23 protein-coding genes and 1 riboswitch are annotated in these 21,494 nt (G+C 42.1%); of the genes, 14 read left to right on the top strand and 9 right to left on the bottom strand.

Annotated features, from left to right (window positions below):
* Positions 1 to 26: 26 nt before the first annotated feature.
* Complete coding sequence (locus tag AAFX28_RS06400) at positions 27 to 1,415, top strand: CHASE4 domain-containing protein (RefSeq protein ID WP_408686633.1); 1,389 nt, start codon at positions 27 to 29, stop codon at positions 1,413 to 1,415.
* 40 nt (positions 1,416 to 1,455) lie between these two features.
* Here AAFX28_RS06400 and AAFX28_RS06405 read toward each other — a convergent pair whose 3' ends face one another.
* From AAFX28_RS06405 to AAFX28_RS06415, 3 genes are all read right to left on the bottom strand, one after another.
* Positions 1,456 to 1,995, bottom strand: coding sequence for a hypothetical protein (locus tag AAFX28_RS06405; RefSeq protein WP_408686634.1), 540 nt, complete (start codon positions 1,993 to 1,995; stop codon positions 1,456 to 1,458).
* Complete coding sequence (locus tag AAFX28_RS06410; RefSeq protein WP_408686635.1) at positions 1,988 to 2,527, bottom strand: YaeQ family protein; 540 nt, start codon at positions 2,525 to 2,527, stop codon at positions 1,988 to 1,990. Before AAFX28_RS06410 ends, AAFX28_RS06405 begins: the two co-directional genes overlap by 8 nt.
* 66 nt (positions 2,528 to 2,593) lie before the next feature.
* The gene (locus AAFX28_RS06415; protein WP_004412161.1) at positions 2,594 to 2,803 is read right to left on the bottom strand and encodes a cold-shock protein; all 210 of its coding nucleotides are present in this window, start codon (positions 2,801 to 2,803) and stop codon (positions 2,594 to 2,596) included.
* Positions 2,804 to 3,179: 376 nt separating this feature from the next.
* Between AAFX28_RS06415 and AAFX28_RS06420 the strand changes: the two genes are divergently transcribed.
* A complete protein-coding gene (locus tag AAFX28_RS06420; RefSeq protein WP_408686636.1) occupies positions 3,180 to 3,392 on the top strand; it encodes an alternative ribosome-rescue factor A in 213 nt (70 codons plus the stop codon).
* A gap of 38 nt (positions 3,393 to 3,430) precedes the next feature.
* On the opposite strand, the gene AAFX28_RS06425 is transcribed toward AAFX28_RS06420, so the two are convergent.
* Entirely contained in the window at positions 3,431 to 4,594 is a 1,164-nt protein-coding gene (locus tag AAFX28_RS06425; protein ID WP_408686637.1) for a threonine/serine exporter family protein, read from the bottom strand.
* A gap of 470 nt (positions 4,595 to 5,064) precedes the next feature.
* Here AAFX28_RS06425 and AAFX28_RS06430 point away from each other — a divergent pair, with 470 nt between their 5' ends.
* Positions 5,065 to 5,424 (top strand): NADH:ubiquinone oxidoreductase, encoded by a 360-nt coding sequence (locus AAFX28_RS06430; protein ID WP_408686638.1) that lies wholly within the window; start codon positions 5,065 to 5,067, stop codon positions 5,422 to 5,424.
* 190 nt (positions 5,425 to 5,614) lie between these two features.
* Positions 5,615 to 6,781, top strand: coding sequence for a serine hydrolase (locus AAFX28_RS06435; RefSeq protein WP_408686829.1), 1,167 nt, complete (start codon positions 5,615 to 5,617; stop codon positions 6,779 to 6,781).
* Positions 6,782 to 6,898: 117 nt separating this feature from the next.
* Here the strand turns inward: AAFX28_RS06435 and AAFX28_RS06440 are convergent, their stop codons facing one another.
* A complete protein-coding gene (locus tag AAFX28_RS06440; protein WP_408686639.1) occupies positions 6,899 to 7,747 on the bottom strand; it encodes a delta-class carbonic anhydrase in 849 nt (282 codons plus the stop codon).
* A 185-nt stretch (positions 7,748 to 7,932) separates the two neighbouring features.
* On the bottom strand, positions 7,933 to 9,396 hold the full coding sequence (gene gbpA / locus AAFX28_RS06445; protein ID WP_408686830.1) for an N-acetylglucosamine-binding protein GbpA: 1,464 nt from the start codon (positions 9,394 to 9,396) through the stop codon (positions 7,933 to 7,935).
* A 70-nt stretch (positions 9,397 to 9,466) separates the two neighbouring features.
* Positions 9,467 to 9,555, bottom strand: a riboswitch (cyclic di-GMP riboswitch).
* 333 nt (positions 9,556 to 9,888) lie between these two features.
* Between gbpA and AAFX28_RS06450 the strand changes: the two genes are divergently transcribed.
* The 4 genes from AAFX28_RS06450 to AAFX28_RS06465 all read left to right on the top strand — a co-directional run bounded on the left by AAFX28_RS06450 (position 9,889) and on the right by AAFX28_RS06465 (position 11,524).
* Positions 9,889 to 10,242: a helix-turn-helix domain-containing protein gene (locus AAFX28_RS06450; RefSeq protein WP_408686640.1), complete on the top strand. Its 354-nt coding sequence runs from the start codon at positions 9,889 to 9,891 to the stop codon at positions 10,240 to 10,242.
* A 101-nt stretch (positions 10,243 to 10,343) separates the two neighbouring features.
* Positions 10,344 to 11,015, top strand: a complete 672-nt coding sequence (locus AAFX28_RS06455; protein WP_408686641.1) for a DUF3313 domain-containing protein — start codon at positions 10,344 to 10,346, stop codon at positions 11,013 to 11,015.
* A gap of 9 nt (positions 11,016 to 11,024) precedes the next feature.
* On the top strand, positions 11,025 to 11,240 hold the full coding sequence (locus AAFX28_RS06460; RefSeq protein WP_408686642.1) for a DUF3820 family protein: 216 nt from the start codon (positions 11,025 to 11,027) through the stop codon (positions 11,238 to 11,240).
* A gap of 41 nt (positions 11,241 to 11,281) precedes the next feature.
* The gene (locus tag AAFX28_RS06465; protein ID WP_408686643.1) at positions 11,282 to 11,524 is read left to right on the top strand and encodes a hypothetical protein; all 243 of its coding nucleotides are present in this window, start codon (positions 11,282 to 11,284) and stop codon (positions 11,522 to 11,524) included.
* Between the two features lie 121 nt (positions 11,525 to 11,645).
* On the opposite strand, the gene AAFX28_RS06470 is transcribed toward AAFX28_RS06465, so the two are convergent.
* Positions 11,646 to 11,984 carry a cytosolic protein gene (locus AAFX28_RS06470; protein WP_408686644.1) on the bottom strand — a complete coding sequence of 113 codons (339 nt, stop codon included), beginning with the start codon at positions 11,982 to 11,984 and terminating at the stop codon, positions 11,646 to 11,648.
* Between the two features lie 420 nt (positions 11,985 to 12,404).
* Here AAFX28_RS06470 and AAFX28_RS06475 point away from each other — a divergent pair, with 420 nt between their 5' ends.
* The 4 genes from AAFX28_RS06475 to qatD are packed head-to-tail and all read left to right on the top strand — an operon-like array spanning position 12,405 to position 17,087.
* Complete coding sequence (locus tag AAFX28_RS06475; protein ID WP_408686645.1) at positions 12,405 to 14,168, top strand: P-loop NTPase fold protein; 1,764 nt, start codon at positions 12,405 to 12,407, stop codon at positions 14,166 to 14,168.
* 6 nt (positions 14,169 to 14,174) lie between these two features.
* Positions 14,175 to 15,032, top strand: a complete 858-nt coding sequence (locus AAFX28_RS06480) for a hypothetical protein (RefSeq protein ID WP_371724683.1) — start codon at positions 14,175 to 14,177, stop codon at positions 15,030 to 15,032.
* Positions 15,025 to 16,359, top strand: a complete 1,335-nt coding sequence (gene qatC / locus AAFX28_RS06485) for a Qat anti-phage system QueC-like protein QatC (RefSeq protein ID WP_408686646.1) — start codon at positions 15,025 to 15,027, stop codon at positions 16,357 to 16,359. Before AAFX28_RS06480 ends, qatC begins: the two co-directional genes overlap by 8 nt.
* The gene (gene qatD / locus AAFX28_RS06490; protein WP_408686647.1) at positions 16,356 to 17,087 is read left to right on the top strand and encodes a Qat anti-phage system TatD family nuclease QatD; all 732 of its coding nucleotides are present in this window, start codon (positions 16,356 to 16,358) and stop codon (positions 17,085 to 17,087) included. Before qatC ends, qatD begins: the two co-directional genes overlap by 4 nt.
* A 243-nt stretch (positions 17,088 to 17,330) precedes the next feature.
* On the opposite strand, the gene AAFX28_RS06495 is transcribed toward qatD, so the two are convergent.
* A complete protein-coding gene (locus AAFX28_RS06495; protein ID WP_408686648.1) occupies positions 17,331 to 18,248 on the bottom strand; it encodes a helix-turn-helix domain-containing protein in 918 nt (305 codons plus the stop codon).
* A 269-nt stretch (positions 18,249 to 18,517) separates the two neighbouring features.
* On the opposite strand from AAFX28_RS06495, the gene AAFX28_RS06500 reads away from it, so the two are divergent.
* A complete protein-coding gene (locus AAFX28_RS06500; protein ID WP_408686649.1) occupies positions 18,518 to 19,675 on the top strand; it encodes an alpha/beta hydrolase in 1,158 nt (385 codons plus the stop codon).
* Positions 19,676 to 19,914: 239 nt separating this feature from the next.
* On the top strand, positions 19,915 to 20,841 hold the full coding sequence (locus tag AAFX28_RS06505) for an alpha/beta hydrolase (RefSeq protein ID WP_408686650.1): 927 nt from the start codon (positions 19,915 to 19,917) through the stop codon (positions 20,839 to 20,841).
* Between the two features lie 64 nt (positions 20,842 to 20,905).
* Here AAFX28_RS06505 and AAFX28_RS06510 read toward each other — a convergent pair whose 3' ends face one another.
* The gene (locus AAFX28_RS06510; RefSeq protein ID WP_408686651.1) at positions 20,906 to 21,397 is read right to left on the bottom strand and encodes a VOC family protein; all 492 of its coding nucleotides are present in this window, start codon (positions 21,395 to 21,397) and stop codon (positions 20,906 to 20,908) included.
* Positions 21,398 to 21,494 lie beyond the last annotated feature (97 nt).

Genomic DNA, 21,494 nt, shown 5'->3' on the forward strand with positions numbered 1-21,494 from the left:
TCCTTAACCTGAAAGGTATACTCGGCTTGCTAGGTTCTACAGAAAAACGACTTGTTGTAATTTTCTTTGCTGTAACGACGATTATTCTTGGTGTGATATCCGCGGTGTCCCTGTTTAAGGAACGTCACGAAGCGCAGCTACAGGCTCAAGAAGCCAACCAAGATGTTGCTATTCTAGGGCTTAGACTGCTCAGTAATCAGCTGGATGAACTAGGTATTTCTGTTCGTGATTACGCAAAATGGGATGCGACGTATGATTTTGTTTCGTCGCGTAATCAAGATTTCGTTGATGAAAACTTTTCAATCAGAGCGATAGAAGAGCAACATTTAACGGCAGTCGCGCTGTTAAATGGAAAAAATGAAGTGATCCTGAGAAACGGAAAGATCACAGGTTATGAAACTATCCCCCTAGAATCCCATCTCCAGCAAGTTAACATTGAATTAGATGATGTCTTGTTTAAAGGGGTGTTGTTTCATAACGAAAACACCTATTTGTTCGCTAGCTCCCCAATCCAAAACACGTTAGGCACGTCATCCCCTAATGGCCGCTTAATCTTTTTTAAACACGTGAGTAAACGTGTAGAAACGAATATCTCTGAGTTGATTGGCCACAAAGTGAGTGCTTTATCGATCTCGGATAAGACACAGTTTTTTGTCTTTTCTGCCAAAGATCTATGGGAGATAGATACGATTACACAGACAACGTCTGATAGTGTAATTAAAGGTGAGTACCAAATAGGTCAAAAAGGGCATCCTCGTTTACCAATTATCATCAGCGCATCTACGGCGAATCACAAACAAGGCTGGAAACATCTTGCTATTCATTTAATGCCTTCGGTTGCTGCGTTATTTATCATGCCAGTATTGATGATCTTGCTGCTGCGCCGATACATTACTAGCCCGATACAAGAACTGATTCGTTGGCTGAATCAAGTTGATGGCTCGCAGCTTGCAGAAGAGCTCAAACCCTTCAAGCATGCAGGTAATGGTGAAGTTGGTGAACTGAGTGAAAAGTTCAGTAGTATATACAACAACCTATATCAACAGCATCAATTTAGTCAGTTGCTTTTGTACTCGATTAGTGACGTTATTTTCACGGTTGATCATCAAGGTAATATTGATTACTGCAACCCAGCGGCGACAGAGTGGCTCAACATTGGGGCTACTCAGCTCTATGGTCAGAGCTTTGAGTTTCTCATTGCTAATATGTCTGAAGATACACCGAGCCCGGCCAACTGGCTTTATCGAGCTATTCATAATGCCAGTGAATACAGTGGTATCTCTAAGATTCGTAAGTTTGGTGAGATGACCGGCTGGGAATGGATGGAAGTACAAGTGAGCCCGATGATCAAAGCGGATGACGAGCCCGCAGGAGCTTTAATTGTCTTGAGATCAAAACCAGACTACGCACAGTAGTCTGGTAAGTCTTTGCTCTTAGAAGCTTATTCGTGTGAAATTAGCCAAATAACTGCTTCAACCAAAGCAATATTCTAGATGGGCGTTTCACGGTAATAGGAGAACGTTCCATCCCCAGATAGAAGCTTTCCAAAAACTGGGTGCGTAGCTCTTGAGCAGGCTTTAATGTTGATGCTGCAATAAGTTCAGCAGAGTTCATCGCATGATCGTTGGCTAGGCTAAAGTCCATTCGAAAATACCCTTGAACGTACAGCCATAAGTGAGTAACCAAGATCAATTGATTACTACCTTGCTCCTCAAATTTTCCCGCATTCTGATTACCAAGCTTATCACTTATCAACTCATGCATTGCTGCTGAAGCTTCTGAGAAGGATTCGACCGCGCTCGCTTCTTCAATGTGAGCTTTGGTCAATAAACCTAATAGATGCTGAGTAGGTTCTACGTCAGGTTTTCTTTTGCAGGCTCTTTCAAATAGAGAACCATGTTGGTCGACAAACATCGAGAATGACTTTTTAAACGGCTCAATAGCTGGAATTGAATCCGCTTGAATATCATTGAGCTGTTTTCTCAAATCAGTCATTGGTTTGTAGCTGCTCTAAAGTGATTTCAAATGAGCCTTTATCTGAATCAACAAACAGACTTTCACCGGTAATCATGACCGATAGGTCCATACTGCGTTCAATTGTTTCCGCAAATGCTTCAATACTTGATGGGTCGAAGCGATAGATATTCGCTTTGTATTGGTGAACTTTATTCTTAGTCTGCTGCCACCAAACATCAGATTTACTATTAAATGAGAACACATCGACGTTTGGCGCAATTCGACATGCTTTCTTAATGCGATCGAGTGATGGTTCACCAATATCAATCCAAAGTTGGATTTGGTCATCAAGTGATTTTACCCATAGATCAGGCTCTTCAGTGGTTGATAGGCCTTTCGTTAGTGCTAACTCTGGTTGCCATTTAACGCAGAAAGCTAATACTCGTGCCATCATTCGAGGGACGGTTTCAGACGGATGTTGAGCGACCGTTAATTGTGTTGAATCGTAAAGGTCTCGATTGGTGTCAGAGAGTGAAATGCGGAACTTATAAATTGTTGGTTTGAGAGCCATAAAACTTCTTTAATAAAAAAATAGCCAGCGTAATGCTGGCTATTGTAAAACTTTAGTACTTAAGAATTAAAGTACTTTAATGTTCTCAGCTTGAGGACCTTTTTGACCAGTAGTCACAACGAACTCAACCTTCTGGCCTTCAACTAGAGTACGGAAGCCGTCACCAGTGATTGCAGAGAAGTGAGCGAAAACGTCTGGACCGTTTTCTTGTTGAATGAAGCCAAAACCTTTAGTTTCGTTAAACCATTTAACTGTACCAGTTACAGTGTTAGACATAATGTATATCCTTGATAAATCATGTAAAAGCCATACGGCATCGATAGCGTGGAAAAGGAGATTGCTATTGCGCACGACGTCACGACAGATATCAATAAAATCTAACGGAACGGCGAAAGTAAACAAGTACCGTTTTCAAGCTGATATTCAGTCTAAAGCCACGTGCAACTAAGTCAATAAGAATAGGGGGCTTTTGCCTCTTAAAACATGGGTTTTCATTAGAAATTTGCGCTAGGTATAGTTTCGAAAATTTTGATGATTTATCTATAAATAGTGTAACATTTGAACAATTGGTTTGTGATAGTGCGATCGAACGATGATTTTTGAAGCTATCTATAGCGAAAAGCCAATGACAACAAGACAATTAGGAGGCCGTATGGCAACGAAAAAACGCGGTGGTGAGCCCAGCTGCGAAAACAGAGAAGTTGAAGTCGAGATAGGTCGAGGTCAAATCAAAGACAACGCGTTAAAAGCAATGGTGACGAGCAAACTGTTTAAAACCAAAGTGGAGAAAGCGAAGAAGGGTAAAGGAAGCTTTAAACGCAATATGAAACATAGAGGCAAAGAGCCCTATTCAAAAGCCGCTTAAGAGCGATATTTGAATAGGGCTCTTTCTTTTAGGCTGGCTTAACGCTCGATCTTTGGTGAGTAGATTGAGTAAGCAGTAATCTGGCCAGCTACAATCGCTGAGAACATAAAGAGTGCTGATAAGCCAATACTAGGAATCGGCAGAATGGATTGCTCAAATACCGATTGACTGGCACTGACAAGTACGCGGCTACCAGGAACGAGAATAATGATCCCTTGTACAATATAGATTGAACCTGTCAGATCCATCTTCTTGGCGACCCATGTACCATACAAAGTAATTAAAACCGTTGTTACCCAAGTTCCGACAACCCAACCGCTTTCAAACCCAAGATAGAAAGGCCCCCACATGCCGAGCATAGCAACAGGTAAGCCCAACAGAATATCTTTTGGTCGAGCATTAAAGATCACCCCTAACGAAGTAGAAATCAGAAACAATCCAAAAATGTGCAGCCAAGTAGGCACTTCATTGGTGTAGCTAAATGGTTCGGCTTGGCCCCATATAGATTCACCAATGTTTAGCCCCATCACAATGCCGACAAAAAGCTTGATAAGGGATAGGGCGCTTTGCCCGAGAAGGCTGGTACCAGAGACAAGATCGTTAAACGCTAAACATTCCAAAGAGTTTGCGATCGATAATCCGGGAACAAACAGAACAATGGCGGCAATACATAACGCCCATACCGGGATCTCAGCACTTGTACTCGCAAAGAAAGCGACAAAAATACCGGTCAGTAATGCGGCAATGAATTCGGCTGCGATAGAACGACGTGCTCGACATACTTGCTGCGTTCCCCAAACCATAAAACCGAGAAAAATAGAGATATAGATAGCGTCTAACGTTGAACCGACCAGCATTAGGTAAGCGGGAGGTATGCCCATATTGGCTAACGCGATAGCCCATTTAGGATAACCGGCGGGCTCTGGCACGGGCTCATGGCTTGGCTGATTGATGCGAATAATGGTGTTAGCAAGCAAACTAAGGTTAATCGACGCAGGTTGATGACGCTTCATCACTACAGCGTTATTGTCATCTGGAAACTGATAATTGACCGTTGTTGGCGTTGCTTGAATCATGACATCGACGCCATGTTTACGAGCGTAAAACTGAGTGTATTTTTCTAACTTGTAAGGAGCGCAGCCACACCTGTGTAAGGTGTCACCTATCTCAACGATCTTACGAATTCGGTACTCTGAGGGCATGGTATGTAGTACGTAAAAATTTGTGCGGCAAAGGTATCAAACCACAGGTCGTGATTCGAGAGATAATAGGGTGAACAGTGGTCGAGCTCACACTAATTTGTCGTGTGATTTTTTACGTTACGGTACATTTATGAAAACTAAGTTTATGGATGGCGACTTCATATAAAACTCGACACATTAGGCGATGATAATCACAAATTTCAAACTATTTTAAAATGTAACCAATGTTACTTAATTGTAACGTCAGAAACATCAAATATTAGTCTTACTAAGTTAAACCCCTGACAATAATATACTAACTAAATTAGACAATTAACAAAAATTTCACATATCCAGCAAGGGGTTAAATAGGTTATAAAATAAGCAAAAATAGCACTTGTATTTAGCTCAGAAATGGCGAAAATAACCGCAAAATGAGTTTGCAAAAATGAAAGGAAGCTTTTCCTAACTTTTGAAGTACGAGGTGATGTATGAAGCTATTTCTAATCTTTATGGTGTCAATTTCCGCAGGTGTTGCATCCGCAGAGCACCTACATTCATTCTTGCTTGGTTTATACATTTCAACTCTAGCGGTTGGTACTTGTTACTGGTTCGCCTTTAGAAGTAGCCGTTTCCCTCAGTTAGCACTTGTACTATTGCTATGTGGCTTGTTCTCTAAGATTGCAGTGACAGTAGCTGGTGTCTCTTGGGGCTTGTCACAAGACTTAATCAGCTCACCATTTGTATTCTCACTTTCTTACTTGTTCTTCTCTATTGTGGCGACTTACGTATGGTTTGCTTACCGAGAAAAATTGATGGCTAAGAAAGAAGCGCTTTTGAAAGCAGCTTAATAAAAGTTAAGTTTCTGAAAACCAGCGGTTAAGTCGCTGGTTTTTTTGTGCTTAAATTTGAGATAAATACGGAATAATTTGGAAATTTCTTATTGAATGGTAACGATTGGTTTCAGAGTAGCTGAAACTCATCTCGGCTTGTCTATACTGAAGTGGACCATAAATGACTTACAGTGAGACGTCGCATATCATGACAACGCGTTTTTTATCCGCAACAGCGCTTCTTTCGACTATTTCTCTCTCCTTCGGTGCATTAGCAGCGCCAACAATCATCCCAGATCCTCCGTCATTGGGTGCCAAGGGCTATATTCTGATCGACTACAACACTGGCGAAGTGTTGGTAGAAAAAAATTCCGATAAGAAATTGAATCCTGCCAGTTTAACAAAGCTAATGACGGCTTATGTCGCTGGACAAGAAGTAAATAGCGGTAACATTTCTTTAGATGATCAAGTGCGCATTAGCCGTAATGCTTGGGCAAAAAACTTCCCGGATTCCTCGAAAATGTTCATTGAAGTGGGGACGGATGTTCAACTTATGGATCTTTATCGAGGGCTGATTGTTCAGTCTGGTAATGATGCCAGTGTAGCTATTGCTGAGCACGTTGCTGGTAGTGAAGATGCGTTTGTTGGTTTAATGAATAGCTGGGCGCAAAAGCTAGGTCTATCTAACAGCTCGTATACGAATCCTCATGGCTTGGACAGTGACGGCTTGTATTCAACCCCGCACGATATTGCTCTACTTAGTCAGGCAATCATTCGAGACTTGCCAGATATTTATCCTTTGTATAGTGAAACTTCATATACCTATAACGGTATTACTCAGTACAACCGAAATGGGTTGCTACGAGATCGCAGCTTAAACGTTGATGGCATGAAAACGGGTTATACGAGTGGTGCAGGTTACAGTTTAGCGACGTCAGCAACGAACGGTGATATGAGGCTGATTTCCGTAGTAATGGGCTCTAGCAGTGCGAAAAGCCGTGAATCAGAAAGTAAGCAGCTACTGAGTTATGGTTTTCGATTCTTTGATACTGTTTCGCCAACCAAACAAAGTGACACATTAGCCCAAGCCAGAGTGTGGATGGGGGAGTTAGACCATGTTCCTGCTGGAGTTGATGAAAGCGTTTTGATTACTCTACCTAAGGGTGATGCAAATAAGCTAACCGCAGAAGTTGAATTTACCGGAGAACTTGTCGCGCCAATTCGTAAAGGTGACCCATTAGGAAGCGTTATCTATAGTGTTGAAGGCAAAGAAGTCGCTAGCGCCACAATAGTTGCACAACAGGATGTCGAAGAAGGTGGGATCTTCAAAAAGCTAATGGATTGGTTTAAGCGCTTAATATCAAGTTGGTTCTAATCTAACTCACCAATGTACTGAGTCGTTTCACTACTCGAAAATCTATACGCCCTTTATCGCGATCTACGTGATAAAGGGCGTTATTTTAAGCGAATAAAGTTTTAGTAGCCTAGAGATTTAGTGACCCGACGATAATAAATCAGGGTTGACGACTAGGTTACGCACGCCGTGAGCATGATCTTCATCGAACTCATTATTCGCTAACCATCTTCCCACCGAAGCAATATCTACTTTTGCTACTTTCGGTCGAACGCTCCAGGTGACTTGCAATGGTGAGCCTTGTTCGTTGTAGCTCGGGCCTGTAGTTGAACCTGCATACTGGATAGGTTTACCGGTATTCGTTGGGATATTTGCTGATTGATAAACGCCATTCTTGAACTCGACTTTGGTTAGGTCTACTAAATCAAGCGCGCTTTCATCGTTTACTAAAACAAATACCTGAGTTTCGACTCGCAATTGCGGATTTGAAATCGAGTCACTTAGACATGAGCCCAATGTTGGGCCCGGTTTAACTTGTGCCGTTGAGTGTACATAGTGAAGCTCAATGGTATCTCCAGGCTTAAGTTCTCCGTGACCTTTAGCTCCCACATCGCCTTTATACGGCTTAAGCTCAGCGTCACTTAGTTGACCGTTATAGACATATCCTGTGTTGAAACCTTTTCCGTCACCATTACCTGCGTATTTATTAAATTCCCCGCCTTTATGTTCGGCATTTTTATGGAAGTGAATATTGCACAGGTTCATTTGTGAGTAATCAGGTGCCATACCAAAGTAACGGGAATTGTTACCAGCAAGGTTATCGATATCACGAGGTGACTGAGGGCCAAACCCTTGTCCTTGAGTATTTTGAGCAAGAGCTGCTCGTTGGTTCGCGATAACACTATCTGCAACGGATTCTGTGCCTGCTGCTTGCACGACAAGCGGGCTTAAGATGAGGCAGGAAGATACGAGTAGACGTTTATTCATGAGTTGATCAATCCTATTGTTGGTGGGTAAATGATTGGTCGAATATAAACGCACTGAGCTTTTGAACGCATACTGCCGTGGTTACGATTTGTAAGAGTGAGTTGTCAGTTCCAACTATTTGTAGGATAAAAAGAAAAAAACGGATGTATAGAAACATCCGTTTTAATTTCTTTATTTTTAAAAGGTTAGTTCACTTTGTTCCAAGCGTCAGTCCAGTGAGAGCCAGTTCCTGGTTCATATTGTGTCGCAGATGGAGACCATTGGATACAGTAACCAGAATATGGGAAAGGCTTACATTCATAGACTGCACCATCTGTCGCTAAGACTTTCGTGCCTGCCGTATAACTGTCTACAGATTGCGGGAAAACAAAATCATAGTCATCAGAAGGCGGAGGAGTTTGCTCTTCGATTAGGTGGAAGTCGAGCGTGTTTTGATCAATCACGTTGCCTTTTTGATCTTTGACCACGACAACAAGCATATGATGACCTGGCTCAGATTTAGATAACGTTAATGAAACGCCTTCTACCTGACCATCAGTCATTTCAGCTGAGTATGCTGCCAGAGGCTCACGGTGGTGGTTGTATACTGTCATTTCAGTATTAACATCGCCAGTAGCTGTGAGCGTTAGGTCTAGTTCTGTAGCATTTTCACCAATCACGTACTCTTGTTCTAGGCCAGATACATCAACGCTGTAGTCTGGTTCAGGTGTTTCAATCTTATAACCAATCTCGACACTCTTTAGCCCAGAATTTTGTTTGAGGTAAACTGGGTTCGTACCGTAGACCGGAGTAAAACTACCATCATCGCCAATTTTACCCGCTTGGAGCAAAGTTTGTTCTTGGTTGATCTTAGACGCTAAAGCATGTGACCAGTTCGTCGCTACACCATGTTCGTCTGAATCAATAGTCAACTCAGTACGGTAGGCGATATTCTCACCATTTTGGTCAAATACGCGTGTATAAACAGTGTCACCGGCATGTAAGTTTTGCGTTGGGTAGATCTGTCCGCCTTGATTCCAATCAGGAAGGTCTGGGCCATCGCCATCGAATTTCACGTCAATAACGTTGTAAAAAGACGCGGCGGTATCACCCACATCCCAAACCGCTAGAATAACCTGGTAACCTTCTCGCTCAGGAACGTTACATAAATGACTTACGCGCTTAGGTGGTTGAACCATACCACCGTCAACGACACAGAAGGGCTCTAAGTCAAAAGAGTCACGAGCCAGCGGTTGGTTCGGGTTCCAATCTGGCTTAGTAATATAGTACTTCCAATCTTTGGTGACGTGGTTTGCAGTGAAGGTCCACTCGAAGTATTGGTTACCCGCTTGGATAGGGCGTTTTACCCAACGATCAGCAGTTTGCTCGTCTAACGCTGCCGCAAGTGATGTTTCTGCGCTGGCAATTTTACCATCGCGGGGGCCTGTTACTGGAAAGCCATCCGGGCCCTCTACACTTTGTGGTTCATATTGAATACCGCCACAGTTGGCATTTTTCTCGTTGGTACCACTTGCTGCTGTGTTACATAAGGCTGCTCGACCTTGTGCTACGCCATTCTCGTAAGCAGAAATGTAACCATGGCCGAAACTTGTTCCGCTGATGCTAAGAAGAGCTAGCGCGATAAGTGACTTGTTTGGGAGTTTGTTCATCATTTGTCCTTAAGATTTCGATGACAAAAAGATGACACTCAGGCATACGTAAACACTCAATCTCAGATTAAGTGGCAACCCCGCTATCATAGGTACAAATGTACCGACAGACCGGAAGCTTTGCGTCCTATTTTTTCAAATAGTTTGCCAAAAGTGCCGTTATGTATAGGCAAGCGAAATGTAGCCAAGGCTTTTTATAAAAGCTAAGTGAATGAGATGATTGTGGAAGGCTACTCTCGATTTAAAATTAATTGCGAAAATTTACCTTGCGTAAATGCAACTTTTATTCTTGTTAAATTATTGAATATATTGAACTTATTGGCATGATTAATTTACATTGTGAATACTTTGGGGCTGGTAAGGATTTTTATTGCTTTGCAACCTAATGCATTGTTACTTCTACAAAGTGCTGACTTTCACTGACTCTGGCATGACAACGGTATGTGCTAAAACCTCGACAATTCTGTCCATAGAATTATATAAGGAGTGGTTATGGAATTTACTGATAAGGATAGAGAGGCGCTCTATCAAACATGGATGTCACAAAAGTCAAAAATGCGCCTGACTCAAATGGAATTCGCTAAAAAATTGGGAATTAATCAGCTAACGTTTTCTCAGGTCCTACGTGGAGAAACCCCTCTTACTATGCAATTTGTCGCCAAATTTTGTCGATTACTCCAACTAGAGCCTCACAACATAATTCCGTCCCTTAAAGAGAGTCAAACTAGCGGTCCGAAAATAGTGTATTTGCAGAGTCGCATGAGTGTTGATGGTGAAATCCAAAATGCTTATATAGAAGGGAACCAAGTGATTGTCGAGTATGCTCACCGAATCCAACCTAGTTAATTTAGACTTGGCTCCTATTTTTATCGCATTCAAATCGACATAAAATCCACATATGGTATAGCATTCTTTTGTTGTTGAAATTACAAACTTGAGTGCTATACATGACATCTCTAAAGTCTCTACTAATCCTCCTAGTTGCCATCATTATTGCCGGTTGTGCTGGCGGTCCCATTCAACGGGCGACTAAATTTACAACCTATGAAGACTTTCAACCAGGTCCTAAAGGTGGCGTCGACTTAGTATGGGCTCGGGTAGGGCTAAGAGATGCAGAAAGACTCCAATCAAAGTTAGATGAGTATGATTCTGTGGTGATCGACCAAGTCTTTGTTGTGGCTGAAGAAGGGACGTTAAGCCAAGACGATATTCAAGAACTGACTGAATACATGGTCGACCGTTTAAAAGAGAAAATCTCCCCGTACAAGTCAGTGGTTGATGAGCCGACTGGCAATAGCTTGCGCCTAAGCATTGCGCTTAGTAATGTAGAAACACCTAACCCAATCTTAGCCGTGACCAGCAGTGTCTTACCTTTTGGTTTAGCCATGTCAACGATTTCTAAAGTCGCGACTGGTGAGCATACTAATGTAGGTAGTGCGAGTGTCGAGTTGCTCGTAAGTGATGCGCAAGATGGAACGCCTCTATTTGCTGCCATTGATCGTGAAGCAGGTAACAAAGACTTTTCGACGCTAATTGACTCCTTAGATGATGCAAAAGACGCAATTAACTATTGGGTAGAAAGATTAGGTGTTACCCTTGATAGTTCGGAAAGACTATAGAATGACCCTATGCTAGAAAAAGAGAATCTAATCAAGCTAGCCAGAATGCAAATGCCTTTTGGCAAGTATGCTGGAAGAGTATTAATCGACTTACCTGAAGAGTATTTACTTTGGTTTGATAAGAAAGGCTTCCCGAGCGGAGAGCTGGGTGACTTATTGAAACTTTGTCTAGCGTTAAAGATTGAAGGGCTTGATACTGTGGTTAAGCCCTTAAAGCGCATGTAACCTACCAAAGCAATTCCCCCAAATTTAATTAAAGACGTACTATGAATTTTGATATCAATGCACTGAAACACCACCAACTGGTTGAAGATGGTCAACTAGAGGGATGTTACATTCATCAGCCAGCTACCGGCAGCCAGCAAGACGACAAAGCCGTTTTAGCAGAGCGCCAAGCACTGGAAAAAGCAGGGTACAAGGTAGTACAAGTGCAGGCGAAAGGCCGAACTACAACGTTTGCCGAGGCGATGCAAAAGTTTGCGAAAAAGACTGGTCACCAATCTCAGTAATAGACGGATGTAACCTGCTGAATCATATCTAATCTAGAAAAAACTGATCTTATATAAAAGAGTCAGCCCAGTAGGCTGACTTTTTTAATTCTCGCTAAGGATATCACTCACCGAGTGCTTTTTAATCCATTCGGGTAATAAAGGTTTGTTCTTCATCTACGAAAGCGACAAAGCCACCGTGATAGATAAACACCCGACCGCGCCCCTCAACTAGGCAGGCAAGCTGTGGGTTCAAATCTTCTTCATTGTCCTTGCTTTGAAAAGTACCAGTATCGGTGATTACACCGCTGAGTTTAGGCAAAAATCCATAACAGCGCTTAGCTTGATCAATCAGGCTCAATTCACTGGTAGTAGAGAAGCAAGAAGTGATTCTACCGGCATCTTCGATAAATATAGGTTTGAGCTCTTCAAAAGCTGTAATCACCAGCCAGTCGATGCCGTTAACATGGTGGATAAACATAGAGTTTCTCGATAATTCTGACGCGGGGATTCTATCACTATCAGCAGAGAACGTAGTAGAGGTTTAGTAGCTAAAGGTGGGAACTCATTGCTATTTGAGATTGTTTACTAGGTCAACCTGAAACACGGAAATGCCCCAAAATCGTTTAGAGCCAGTACTCTTCAAGAATGAGGCAGTAGGCGTTTGCCCTACTAAAAGTAATCACTTCCCCCGTACAAAACCTAAAAAATTCTATCTGTTCCGTTAGGACTAATGGCCTATAAAATTAATTTATGCAAATAGTTGAATTATCACTGCTTAATCCCCATAAAAGATAAGGACAAAAACGAAAGCTCAAAGGCCACAGAGAACTCTCTGGCATATTGCTTTCACAAAAAGTTTGAACAATCAAAATCAAACTAATGCTGTAATGGAGTGAAAATGTGGTCTGATAAAGAATCCTCACTAGACTTTTTAAATTTTAGTGAGACAGCTGAATCGATTAAGGATCTAATCACTGAAAAGGAGTTGATGCCTATATCTGTTGGCGTTTTCGGTGACTGGGGCGCAGGAAAATCAACAATCTTAGAGCTGACCAAAAAAGCAATTTCTGAAGAGAGCCAAGATTATATTCAAGTACATTTCGATGCTTGGATGTATCAAGGTTATGACGATGCTAAAGCAGCGCTATTAGAGACAATTGCATCGTCCTTGTTAAAGCAAGCAAAAGGCAACGCCAGCTTGAGCAAAAAGGCTAAAGAATTTGCAGGACGTGTTGACATCATTAGATCTTTAGGACTTTTGATGGATGGTGGTGCCGCTTTAGCTGGCGTCCCGACCATGGGCGGTTTTCAGAAGTTGATGGGATTGTTTAGCGGTGGTGAAGATGGTGAACTAGATTTTGGTGATGCTAAGGATGCTGTAGATGGCGCGAAGCAGGTAGCTAAAGACAGCAAAGGAATTCTAAAATCTAAAAAGGCTTTATCACCCCCCAAGGAAATTAAAGAGTTCCGCAAAGCCTACTCAGACTTGTTGAGTGAATTTGATAAACCGCTCATAGTTTATGTCGATAATTTGGATCGTTGCTCGCCATTCAATGCCATCTCTACGTTGGAAGCTATACGGCTATTTTTGTTTTTACCAAATACAGCATTCGTGATTGCGGCAGACGAAGATATGATTCGCTTAGCTGTTCCGGAATATCATAAGGGTGCTTCACAGCGCCACCAAACAGACTACCTAGATAAATTAATTCAAATCCCAGTACACGTTCCAAGACCTGGTACTCTAGAAATTAGAGCTTACCTGATGATGTTGACAGCTCAAGATCATGGCGTTACGAGTGACCAGCTTGAGGGGCTTAGGGAAAGCCTAGAGCAGTCCCTTCAGCTATCTTGGAAGCAGTCACCCATATCAGTCGATGAGCTTTTGGACGTTGATAAAGTTCAAGATGTTCAGGGTAAAGACGAACTCAGAAGTAAGTTCATCGTGGCCGAACAACTTGCTCCATTGCTCGCAGAGTCCTCCAATATAAATGGGAACCCTCGAATTGTTAAACGCCTTTTAAATCAGGTAAAAATGAGAAGAAAAACAGCACTTCGTCGTGGTATGCAGTTGGATGAGAAAACCATTACCAAATTGGTAATATTTGAGCGTTGCTTGGGGACTCAAGCAACAAACAAACTGTATCAGTTGATTGATGCAGAGAGTGGTTCCCCAAAGATTCTGACTCAATTAGAAGATCCAGAAATTGAATTCGATGATATGGATTTACCAGAAGAGTGGAAGCTAGATTTAGCCTTTCTTGATAAGTGGTCGAAGCTACCACCGATGTTTGCAAATGTGAACCTGACCCCAGCGGCATACTTAAGTAGAGAGAGTATCCCCATGGGCCTAGTGAATGCAGTCATGTCCGGTGCTGCTCAAAAGCTTGTGAAGGATTTGATGAAACAAACGGAAAGACTAAGCCATACAAACCAAAATGCGATAGCAGCGACCCCAAGAGAAGACTATTTAGCAGTGATGGATGGACTAATTGAAAACTTCAGGACTGTAAGTGATTGGTCAAAAGCTCCCCCAGGCATATATGGCGCGAGACTACTAGCTGTTGAAGAGCCTAAATGTAAAAAGGCGCTGTTAACTTACGTGAAGGGACTACCAAAGCAAAGGTGGTTGAATGTAATTATCAAGGAATTAGAAAAGTAGGTATAAATGGGTACTTCAGCATCATCAACTGGCCCTAACAACCAGAGCCCACTCATTCCGTCATGGGCTGAACAAAGCCCGCCTGTAACAATTGAGCCCGCTCAAGATACTGGTAGCCCAGACGGGGAAAATCAAGGTGACAAGGAAGTCGACAATGAAAAAGTTCAGCAGGAAATCGGCAAACCATCTGGTACTGCCAATCCTGCAAACCGTTTTGCAGGAGCTAGAAGAGAATTCGGGAATTATGCCAAGGCCGGAGGTTCAAGCTCTGATCTAAGACGAGCACTAAAGAGTTATTCTAAGAAAGGCTCTGGTGGTGGAAAAACCACAAGCCGAAGATTGGCTAGTGGGATAACGGCTGGTACTGGTTTACTTGGTGTGATGCGTGGAGACACTGTTACCGTCAACAACCAAAGCCTTTCCTTAAATGACTTGAAAGGCCTATCCACTGACCAAGCTATTGATAGAATTGCTTCACATTTAGCTCCTGATAATGCTGACTCAGACTCTGTGAGAATTGCCTTAGATTACGCGCTGGAAGAAGCCCTACCTGATACCGAAGATTTCGATCCAAATAGTTTTACTGAAGAAGTTATTCAACAAGCCATCGGCTGTTATTTAACTGACTTGATTTTCCAAGATGTGGTTGAAGGTATGGGCAGGGCTTGGTTCCACGTAGAACCTGCTAGCAAGCACCATAGCATGGAAGTTGAGCTAAGGGAGCTTATCAAGGTAATAGCTCAGGAGCAGCTAGACAAGGTCACTAATGGCAACCCTAGCAATGTCACCAGAAATAACATTACCAAGATTCAAGCTGATGCCATCGCAATGACAGTTGAAGAATGGGAGAGTTTCGATGACTAAATTTTACTTCAGTGATAATCCAAACCAACTACCGGAATATTCAGAGTCATGCCACCCAGTTCAACTCTTCCACACTCACGAATATGATGAAAAAAAACACAGCTTAGCTTCCAGAGGGCTACTGCAAACAGTAAGAGACTTGGGAGTTGCTGTTGAACCTAAGGCAATTGATTTGATCACAATAGCTTCCGCTGTTACCGCAGCTGATACTTTTGAGCTAAGAGAAAAGGCAGAGAATGCTTGGTCAAGACAAATGCACCTTCACATCCCAGTAAGTGATCCGAATATATGGGATGCAGAGGGGGCTCAATTGAGCTCAATTTTGAACTTTCTTACTGGCGATCAATGGATGTTCACTTTTGAGCAGACATCAATGGAAATACCTAAACCTAAGATAAGTAAGCTGGCTAAATATAAAGCCAAAACTCTTCTAGGAAAAAATGCTGTTTGCCTATTTTCTGGCGGTCTTGATAGTGCTGTTGGTGCCATTGATATCCTTAATGGAGAGTCAGACTATAAGCCTCTCTTAGTAAGTCACGCCTATCGTGGAGATGGTGCAAAACAAGAACAAATTAAAACTTTGTTATCTTCGCCATTTGCAGAACTCTCCTATTCAATCTCTCCTCACATCACTAAACTTTGTGAAGGCAAAACTGACATAAGTATGCGAGGAAGAAGCTTTAATTTCTTGGCGATGGCCGTATTGGGTATGTCCGCACTAAGAAGTGCTAACAGTGATGCCAGTATTAAAACCATTATAGTTCCTGAAAATGGCTATATCTCTATCAACCCGCCGCTAACTAGAAGGCGAATAGGAAGCCACAGTACGAGAACTACGCATCCGAACTTCTTGCAGAGATTGGAAGAATTGCTGACGCGTATAGGTTTTGACATCAAATTCGTAAACCCTTATCAGTTTAAAACAAAGGGCGAGATGCTGGCTGAGTGCGTTGACCAAAACGCTATCAAAAAAGCCGTACCGCTAAGCGTTTCATGCAGTCACTGGCACAGAGAGCATATACAATGTGGGCACTGCGTACCTTGTCTAATTAGAAGAGCATCAGTGCATCATGCTGGCTTTGATGATGATGCACCATATAAAACAAAGCGATTGAAAACACTAGTTAAAGAAAAGGGTACAAGAGACGACCTACAAGCTGTTCAAACCGCCATTATCCGGTTGAAGCAAACCAATAGTTACAAATCTTGGTTACGGAAATCTGGTCCCATCCCACTAGATAAGTCTTTACGTAATGCTTTGGAGGCAATGATTAAGCGTGGTTTGATGGAAGTTGAAGTGTTTATAGAGGCAAACAAAACATCATGATGGATTTGCATTGCCACGTTGACCTATACCCCGATCATGAGAAAGTATTGGATGACATTGAGCGTTCAAATTATTACGTATTATCTGTAACAACAGTGCCTTCAGCCTTCGAAGGCACTGTTAATCTTACAAAAGGACTTAAGCACTGCAAAACTGCTTTGGGGTTACATCCTCAACTAGCTCATTTAAGGAAGAATGAACTATCAGTTTTCGATCGACTTATAGAGAAAACTAAATATATTGGTGAGATCGGACTAGATGGATCAAAAGGCTGGAGAGAGCATTTTGATGATCAATTACTTGTTTTTAGTCACATTTTAAAAAAATGTGAGTCATTCAATGATAAAATTTTGACCATTCATAGCCTAAATGCAGTTGAAGAAACACTACTTTGTCTCCAAGAGCACCCCAACGCAGGTACGTCAATATTGCACTGGTTCTTGGGAACCAAAAAACAGCTGTTAAAAGCGGTTGAGCTAGGTTGCTATTTCTCTATAGGTCCAGCCATGCTGGCCTCTGCTCGAGGAAAACGAATCGTATCTTGGATACCACGACAAAAAGTGCTGTTGGAGACAGATGGACCGTTTGCAAAAGTCTCAGGGCAAGTATTGTTCCCCTCAGATGTTGATAGAGTAATTCAACACCTTTCTGAGGAATGGGAATTGCCATACTCAGATGTAATTAAACAGTTGAAGAATAATTTACGCATATTGCTTACCGCTAAATAGTGCCCCAAGGTCGAGTTTGATGCCTTTGTGATCATAGGGCGCTTAAATCCTAGATCTGGACATTTCATTAAGTAACTTTGCAATACTAAAAGTTATCCGTATAAAGCTAAATTAGTAGATTGTCTAACACTGAATTGTCCAATTCTGAGTTACAGCAATATGAAGAAACCCACCAAGAAAATTGGTTTAGGTTTATTAGAAGGGCCTTTTAAGTGGTATGTGTGTAGTTTCCAACTTTTACAGTTAATGGCGAATATTCTTTGCTCGATACTCAGAAGGTGTCATTCCTACTTTATTTTTGAATAATCGCGAAAAATACTGAGGGTACTCAAATCCTAGGCTGTAGGCGATGGTCGCTACGGAATCCTTACTCGAAAGTAAGCGATCTTTAGACTTATCAATCAACGCAAAGTGAATCCAATCTTTGGTTGTTTTACCTGTTTCTGCTTTTAGCGCATCGGTTAAATATCGACTGGTCATGTTCATGCTCTGCGCCAACTCTTCGACTTCTGGAATCGTTGCTGACTCTTCAATGATGGCTTGCAAGCGAGTGTCTAGCAGATTAGTAAATCGATTATATACAGAAGTGTCAGCCTCTTTGCGCATTAGAAATTGTCGATGGTAATAGCGATTGGCGTACATCAATAACGTACTGATTTGCGACAGAATCAGGTCTTTGCTAAACGCGTCTAAGTTGTTGTTACACTCTGCTTCGAGAGCGTCAAACATCGCCGCCATATGTTGCTCTTCCTTTGGTGAAAGGTGCAGTGCTTCGTTAACTGAATAATTGAAGAACTGATACTGCTTGAGTTCATCTTTCAGTTTATGACCTCTAACGTAGTCAGAGTGAAAGCAGATTGTGCGAGCAACAGAGTCTATCTTTATTCCATTGGCTTTGACTTCCTGATTAGGCGCGATAAACAGCATCGTTCCATTCGAGCAGTCATACTTAGTGCGACCGTACATCAGCTCGCCAGAGGAGATATGTTTGAGCGATATGGAGTAAAAGCTGGTGGAAAGTGCAAGGCTACCCTCGCAGTTCAATTGGTTGTCCTCACTATTTGAACTCATTTTAATCACGTCAATTAAAGGATGCTCTGGTGGACGAAGACCAAGGGCTGCATTTTGCTCTGCAATGGTTTCAAAGTGGAATGTCTTCATTGTTCAGCCTCATTAAGTGAAGAAGAGTGTTGGCCAATCATGTTATGAGCTTAGGCCATTAAGGACCCAACCATTATGATCAATTTTTGTTGGTAGAGCAGTGTATAAAACACCGAAATGTGTATACAAAAATACGGTGATGCGAATTTCGTGATTATGTATACAACTCTCGCTGTTTTGTGCACTGCTTCTATGGTCAAGACGATTTAATATTCTAACCCTAGTCGTTGCTGAAAATTAGCTTATCGCAAAAGAGAGGGTATAGAGGCATGTTTGCGAATCTATTTAAATCACTGTTACTTGGTGTCGTTTTCTACTTAGTAGGTTGTGCTTCAGGTACTTCAAATGCGTTAAACCAATCACCGGACTATTACGATTACCTTCAACCCTCATTTGGTCAGTATCTATCTGTAACTGAAGAGTGGTTGGTCGAAAACCGCGGTTATATCAGTGATGAAAGCGAAAATGAAATCGCAATGAATATGCCGTTTGAATTTTTCCCTGAACATACGACCAACAAAGCGGTTTTATTGGTTCACGGCTTAGGCGACTCTCCATACAGTTTTTCTGATATTGCTCCGTCATTACAACAGCAAGGCTTTCACGTGCAGGTTTTGCTATTACCTGGGCATGGAAGTAAGCCTAGTGACTTAATGCTGCCAAGCTACAATGATTGGCAAACGATTGTTGACCACTATGCTGATTTATTGAAGCAAGATTATGATGAAGTGTGGTTAGGTGGTTTCTCGACTGGTGGAAACCTTGTGACGATTCATGCTATTGAAGAGGGCAACGTTGATGGATTGCTACTATTTTCTCCCGGCTTTCAATCTCAAGCGCCTTATCTTGAAAAGTTAGCGCCACTTGCTTCACTCTTCTTTGACGGATATAGCACCGAAGAAGATAACTTAGCTCGTTATAACTCTGCTCCACTTAATGGTGCGATAGCATATACAGACAGTGCTGTAGAATTAAGAAAGCTCTTGAAAGGTCATAAAGTCGAGGTTCCGACTCTGATTGTGCTGAGTGAAGCTGACAGCATTATCGACCCTAAAGCGGTTAACGACTTTTATCAGCAACGCTTTACTAATCCCAACAATCAGTTGCTTTGGTATGGTGAATCAAAAATAGAACAAGACTCGGTTACTGTATCGAGCATGAAGTTAGAGGCTCTTAAAATTAGTACGGCATCGCATATGAGCCCTCTGTTTGCACCGACAAATCCTTACTATGGGCAAGATGCGATTTATACCATGTGTATGAATAGCATGGATGATGACGCGGTCGCATACTGCGAGCAGGGCGGCGACGTGTGGTGGTCAGCTTGGGGATACGAAGAAGAAGGGAAGGTGCATGCTAGATTAACTTGGAACCCATACTATCAAGATCTAGAAAAAACCATGCGTGATGTGACTAGGACCCAATAACTCCATTACCTTTATCGAGGCAGCTAAATTTAGCTGCCTTTTTTAGTTTTGACACCCTATGTTGCACTTTTTTCGTTCTCGCAGATTCGTATACAACTCACGCAGTTTTGTGCACTGCTAAATCTCTTCATACGACCTAACATATCTTCATCGATTACAAAGGCATGACACGACAACGCTCGAGTTAATCCCAGTATTTGATCCCTACAAGACCAAGACAGAAGTGAAAGGTAATACATATGAAAATCAAACAAATAACATTTAAATCATTTGGTGTCGATTTAGTCGGTAATCTATACCTTCCGGAAGGGTTTGATGAGAACAAGAAATACAAAGCTGTTCTTGGCGCGAGCCCATTTCCACAGGTAAAAGAGCAGGTTCTAGCGACATATGGCCCTGAAATGGCTGAACGCGGGTTTGTTTTCTTAGCGTTTGATTACCTAGGCATGGGAGATTCACCAGCATTGGCAGGCGAACATATGCAGTCTCGCTACATGTTTCGTTTGATCGAGAACACTTGGGATGCAGTTTCTTTCTTAGGCACACTGCCGTATGTGGAAGAAGTTTACGGTCTGGGTATTTGTCAGGGTGGCTCAATTATGGCTTCTGCCTCTGTGACCGACCACCGAATCAAAAAGCTCGCGCTAGTATCCGGCATGATGGCAGCAGATGCCTTCCAGTGGACTGATAAAGCAATGGCGCATCAAATGATCGCTGCAGCGAATGCGTCAAAGCAGCAAATGTTTGAAACGGGCCAACCAGATTATGTTGCATCGTTCGGCTTGAATGATGAACAGTCGAAAGAAGAATTTGTTGGTACAGCGGCTTATCCAGACATGGCTGGGGAAAGTTACGACTATTACGGTCGTGATGGTTATCGTGGACCAGTAGCGATAGAGAACTTCACTAACATGCACATTGCTGATCAATCAATGCAGTCGCTGTTCTCTCTGTGTGAGCACTACGCAGATAAAATCGTTCAGCCAACCATAGTGGTATATGGGCAAGATGCGCCAACAGCTATTTGTTCTACCGCGTTTATTGAAAAGCTAACCAATGAACATGAAGTGTTGGCCTTGGCTGAATTTAGCCATGTTGATTTTTACTATAAACCAGAAGCCGTAACACTTTCAGCGGATGCCGTAGCTGACTTTTTCAACAAGTGACTAAATAAATGCCTACTAGGGTCAACTAGTAGGCATTCAAATGTTATTCATTGAGTAGGACTATTTACTCGTAATCAGAAGCGTAAGTATCTTCGTAAGAGTGCGAGTAAAACTCAAATAAGTTACCAAACGGGTCTTCAAGGTAAACCATTTGTGCTTGTTTTAGTTCGTCTTCTGGGTGGTAACGGTGAATGTCCATGCGTACTTTACCGCCAAACTCTTCTACACGTTTGATTGCTGAATCAAACTGTTCTTTTGGTAATTGAAGACAGAAATGGAAGATGCCAAGACGAGAGAAATCAACGTTATGGCGTTCTTCACGATCAACCATTTCGAATAGCTCGACACCGATGCCATCAGTAGTCACTAGGTGAGCGATGTTGAAACCTTTAAAGCCTTCACCAAATACTGCAATACACATACGACCGATTGCAGATTCACGTTCTTCGATAACTTTAGTGTTGTTCATTACAACGCGAAGACCCAGCGCTTTAGTGTAGAACTCTACCGCTTTGTCCATATCGCCAACCATGATACCAACGTGATTCATTTTCATAACTTTCTCCAAAAACTGTATTGATTATTTGTTTCGTGTTCGTTTCGATGTAGAGAAGTATAGGAGTAACATTCGATTTTAAAAAATTATTAGTAAT

It is taken from the genome of Vibrio sp. TBV020 (assembly GCF_046056895.1).
In the GTDB taxonomy this organism is placed as follows: Bacteria; Pseudomonadota; Gammaproteobacteria; order Enterobacterales; family Vibrionaceae; genus Vibrio.

What these genes read in the sequence shown, in the direction of transcription:
- AAFX28_RS06405 (WP_408686634.1), bottom strand. Translation starts at nt 1,995, where the DNA reads ATGACTGATTTGAGAAAACAGCTCAATGATATTCAAGCGGATTCAATT.
- AAFX28_RS06410 (WP_408686635.1), bottom strand. Translation starts at nt 2,527, where the DNA reads ATGGCTCTCAAACCAACAATTTATAAGTTCCGCATTTCACTCTCTGAC.
- AAFX28_RS06415 (WP_004412161.1), bottom strand. Translation starts at nt 2,803, where the DNA reads ATGTCTAACACTGTAACTGGTACAGTTAAATGGTTTAACGAAACTAAA.
- AAFX28_RS06420 (WP_408686636.1), top strand. Translation starts at nt 3,180, where the DNA reads ATGGCAACGAAAAAACGCGGTGGTGAGCCCAGCTGCGAAAACAGAGAA.
- AAFX28_RS06425 (WP_408686637.1), bottom strand. Translation starts at nt 4,594, where the DNA reads ATGCCCTCAGAGTACCGAATTCGTAAGATCGTTGAGATAGGTGACACC.
- AAFX28_RS06430 (WP_408686638.1), top strand. Translation starts at nt 5,065, where the DNA reads ATGAAGCTATTTCTAATCTTTATGGTGTCAATTTCCGCAGGTGTTGCA.
- AAFX28_RS06435 (WP_408686829.1), top strand. Translation starts at nt 5,615, where the DNA reads ATGACAACGCGTTTTTTATCCGCAACAGCGCTTCTTTCGACTATTTCT.
- AAFX28_RS06440 (WP_408686639.1), bottom strand. Translation starts at nt 7,747, where the DNA reads ATGAATAAACGTCTACTCGTATCTTCCTGCCTCATCTTAAGCCCGCTT.
- gbpA (WP_408686830.1), bottom strand. Translation starts at nt 9,396, where the DNA reads ATGAACAAACTCCCAAACAAGTCACTTATCGCGCTAGCTCTTCTTAGC.
- AAFX28_RS06450 (WP_408686640.1), top strand. Translation starts at nt 9,889, where the DNA reads ATGGAATTTACTGATAAGGATAGAGAGGCGCTCTATCAAACATGGATG.
- AAFX28_RS06455 (WP_408686641.1), top strand. Translation starts at nt 10,344, where the DNA reads ATGACATCTCTAAAGTCTCTACTAATCCTCCTAGTTGCCATCATTATT.
- AAFX28_RS06460 (WP_408686642.1), top strand. Translation starts at nt 11,025, where the DNA reads ATGCTAGAAAAAGAGAATCTAATCAAGCTAGCCAGAATGCAAATGCCT.
- AAFX28_RS06465 (WP_408686643.1), top strand. Translation starts at nt 11,282, where the DNA reads ATGAATTTTGATATCAATGCACTGAAACACCACCAACTGGTTGAAGAT.
- AAFX28_RS06470 (WP_408686644.1), bottom strand. Translation starts at nt 11,984, where the DNA reads ATGTTTATCCACCATGTTAACGGCATCGACTGGCTGGTGATTACAGCT.
- AAFX28_RS06475 (WP_408686645.1), top strand. Translation starts at nt 12,405, where the DNA reads ATGTGGTCTGATAAAGAATCCTCACTAGACTTTTTAAATTTTAGTGAG.
- AAFX28_RS06480 (WP_371724683.1), top strand. Translation starts at nt 14,175, where the DNA reads ATGGGTACTTCAGCATCATCAACTGGCCCTAACAACCAGAGCCCACTC.
- qatC (WP_408686646.1), top strand. Translation starts at nt 15,025, where the DNA reads ATGACTAAATTTTACTTCAGTGATAATCCAAACCAACTACCGGAATAT.
- qatD (WP_408686647.1), top strand. Translation starts at nt 16,356, where the DNA reads ATGATGGATTTGCATTGCCACGTTGACCTATACCCCGATCATGAGAAA.
- AAFX28_RS06495 (WP_408686648.1), bottom strand. Translation starts at nt 18,248, where the DNA reads ATGAAGACATTCCACTTTGAAACCATTGCAGAGCAAAATGCAGCCCTT.
- AAFX28_RS06500 (WP_408686649.1), top strand. Translation starts at nt 18,518, where the DNA reads ATGTTTGCGAATCTATTTAAATCACTGTTACTTGGTGTCGTTTTCTAC.
- AAFX28_RS06505 (WP_408686650.1), top strand. Translation starts at nt 19,915, where the DNA reads ATGAAAATCAAACAAATAACATTTAAATCATTTGGTGTCGATTTAGTC.
- AAFX28_RS06510 (WP_408686651.1), bottom strand. Translation starts at nt 21,397, where the DNA reads ATGAAAATGAATCACGTTGGTATCATGGTTGGCGATATGGACAAAGCG.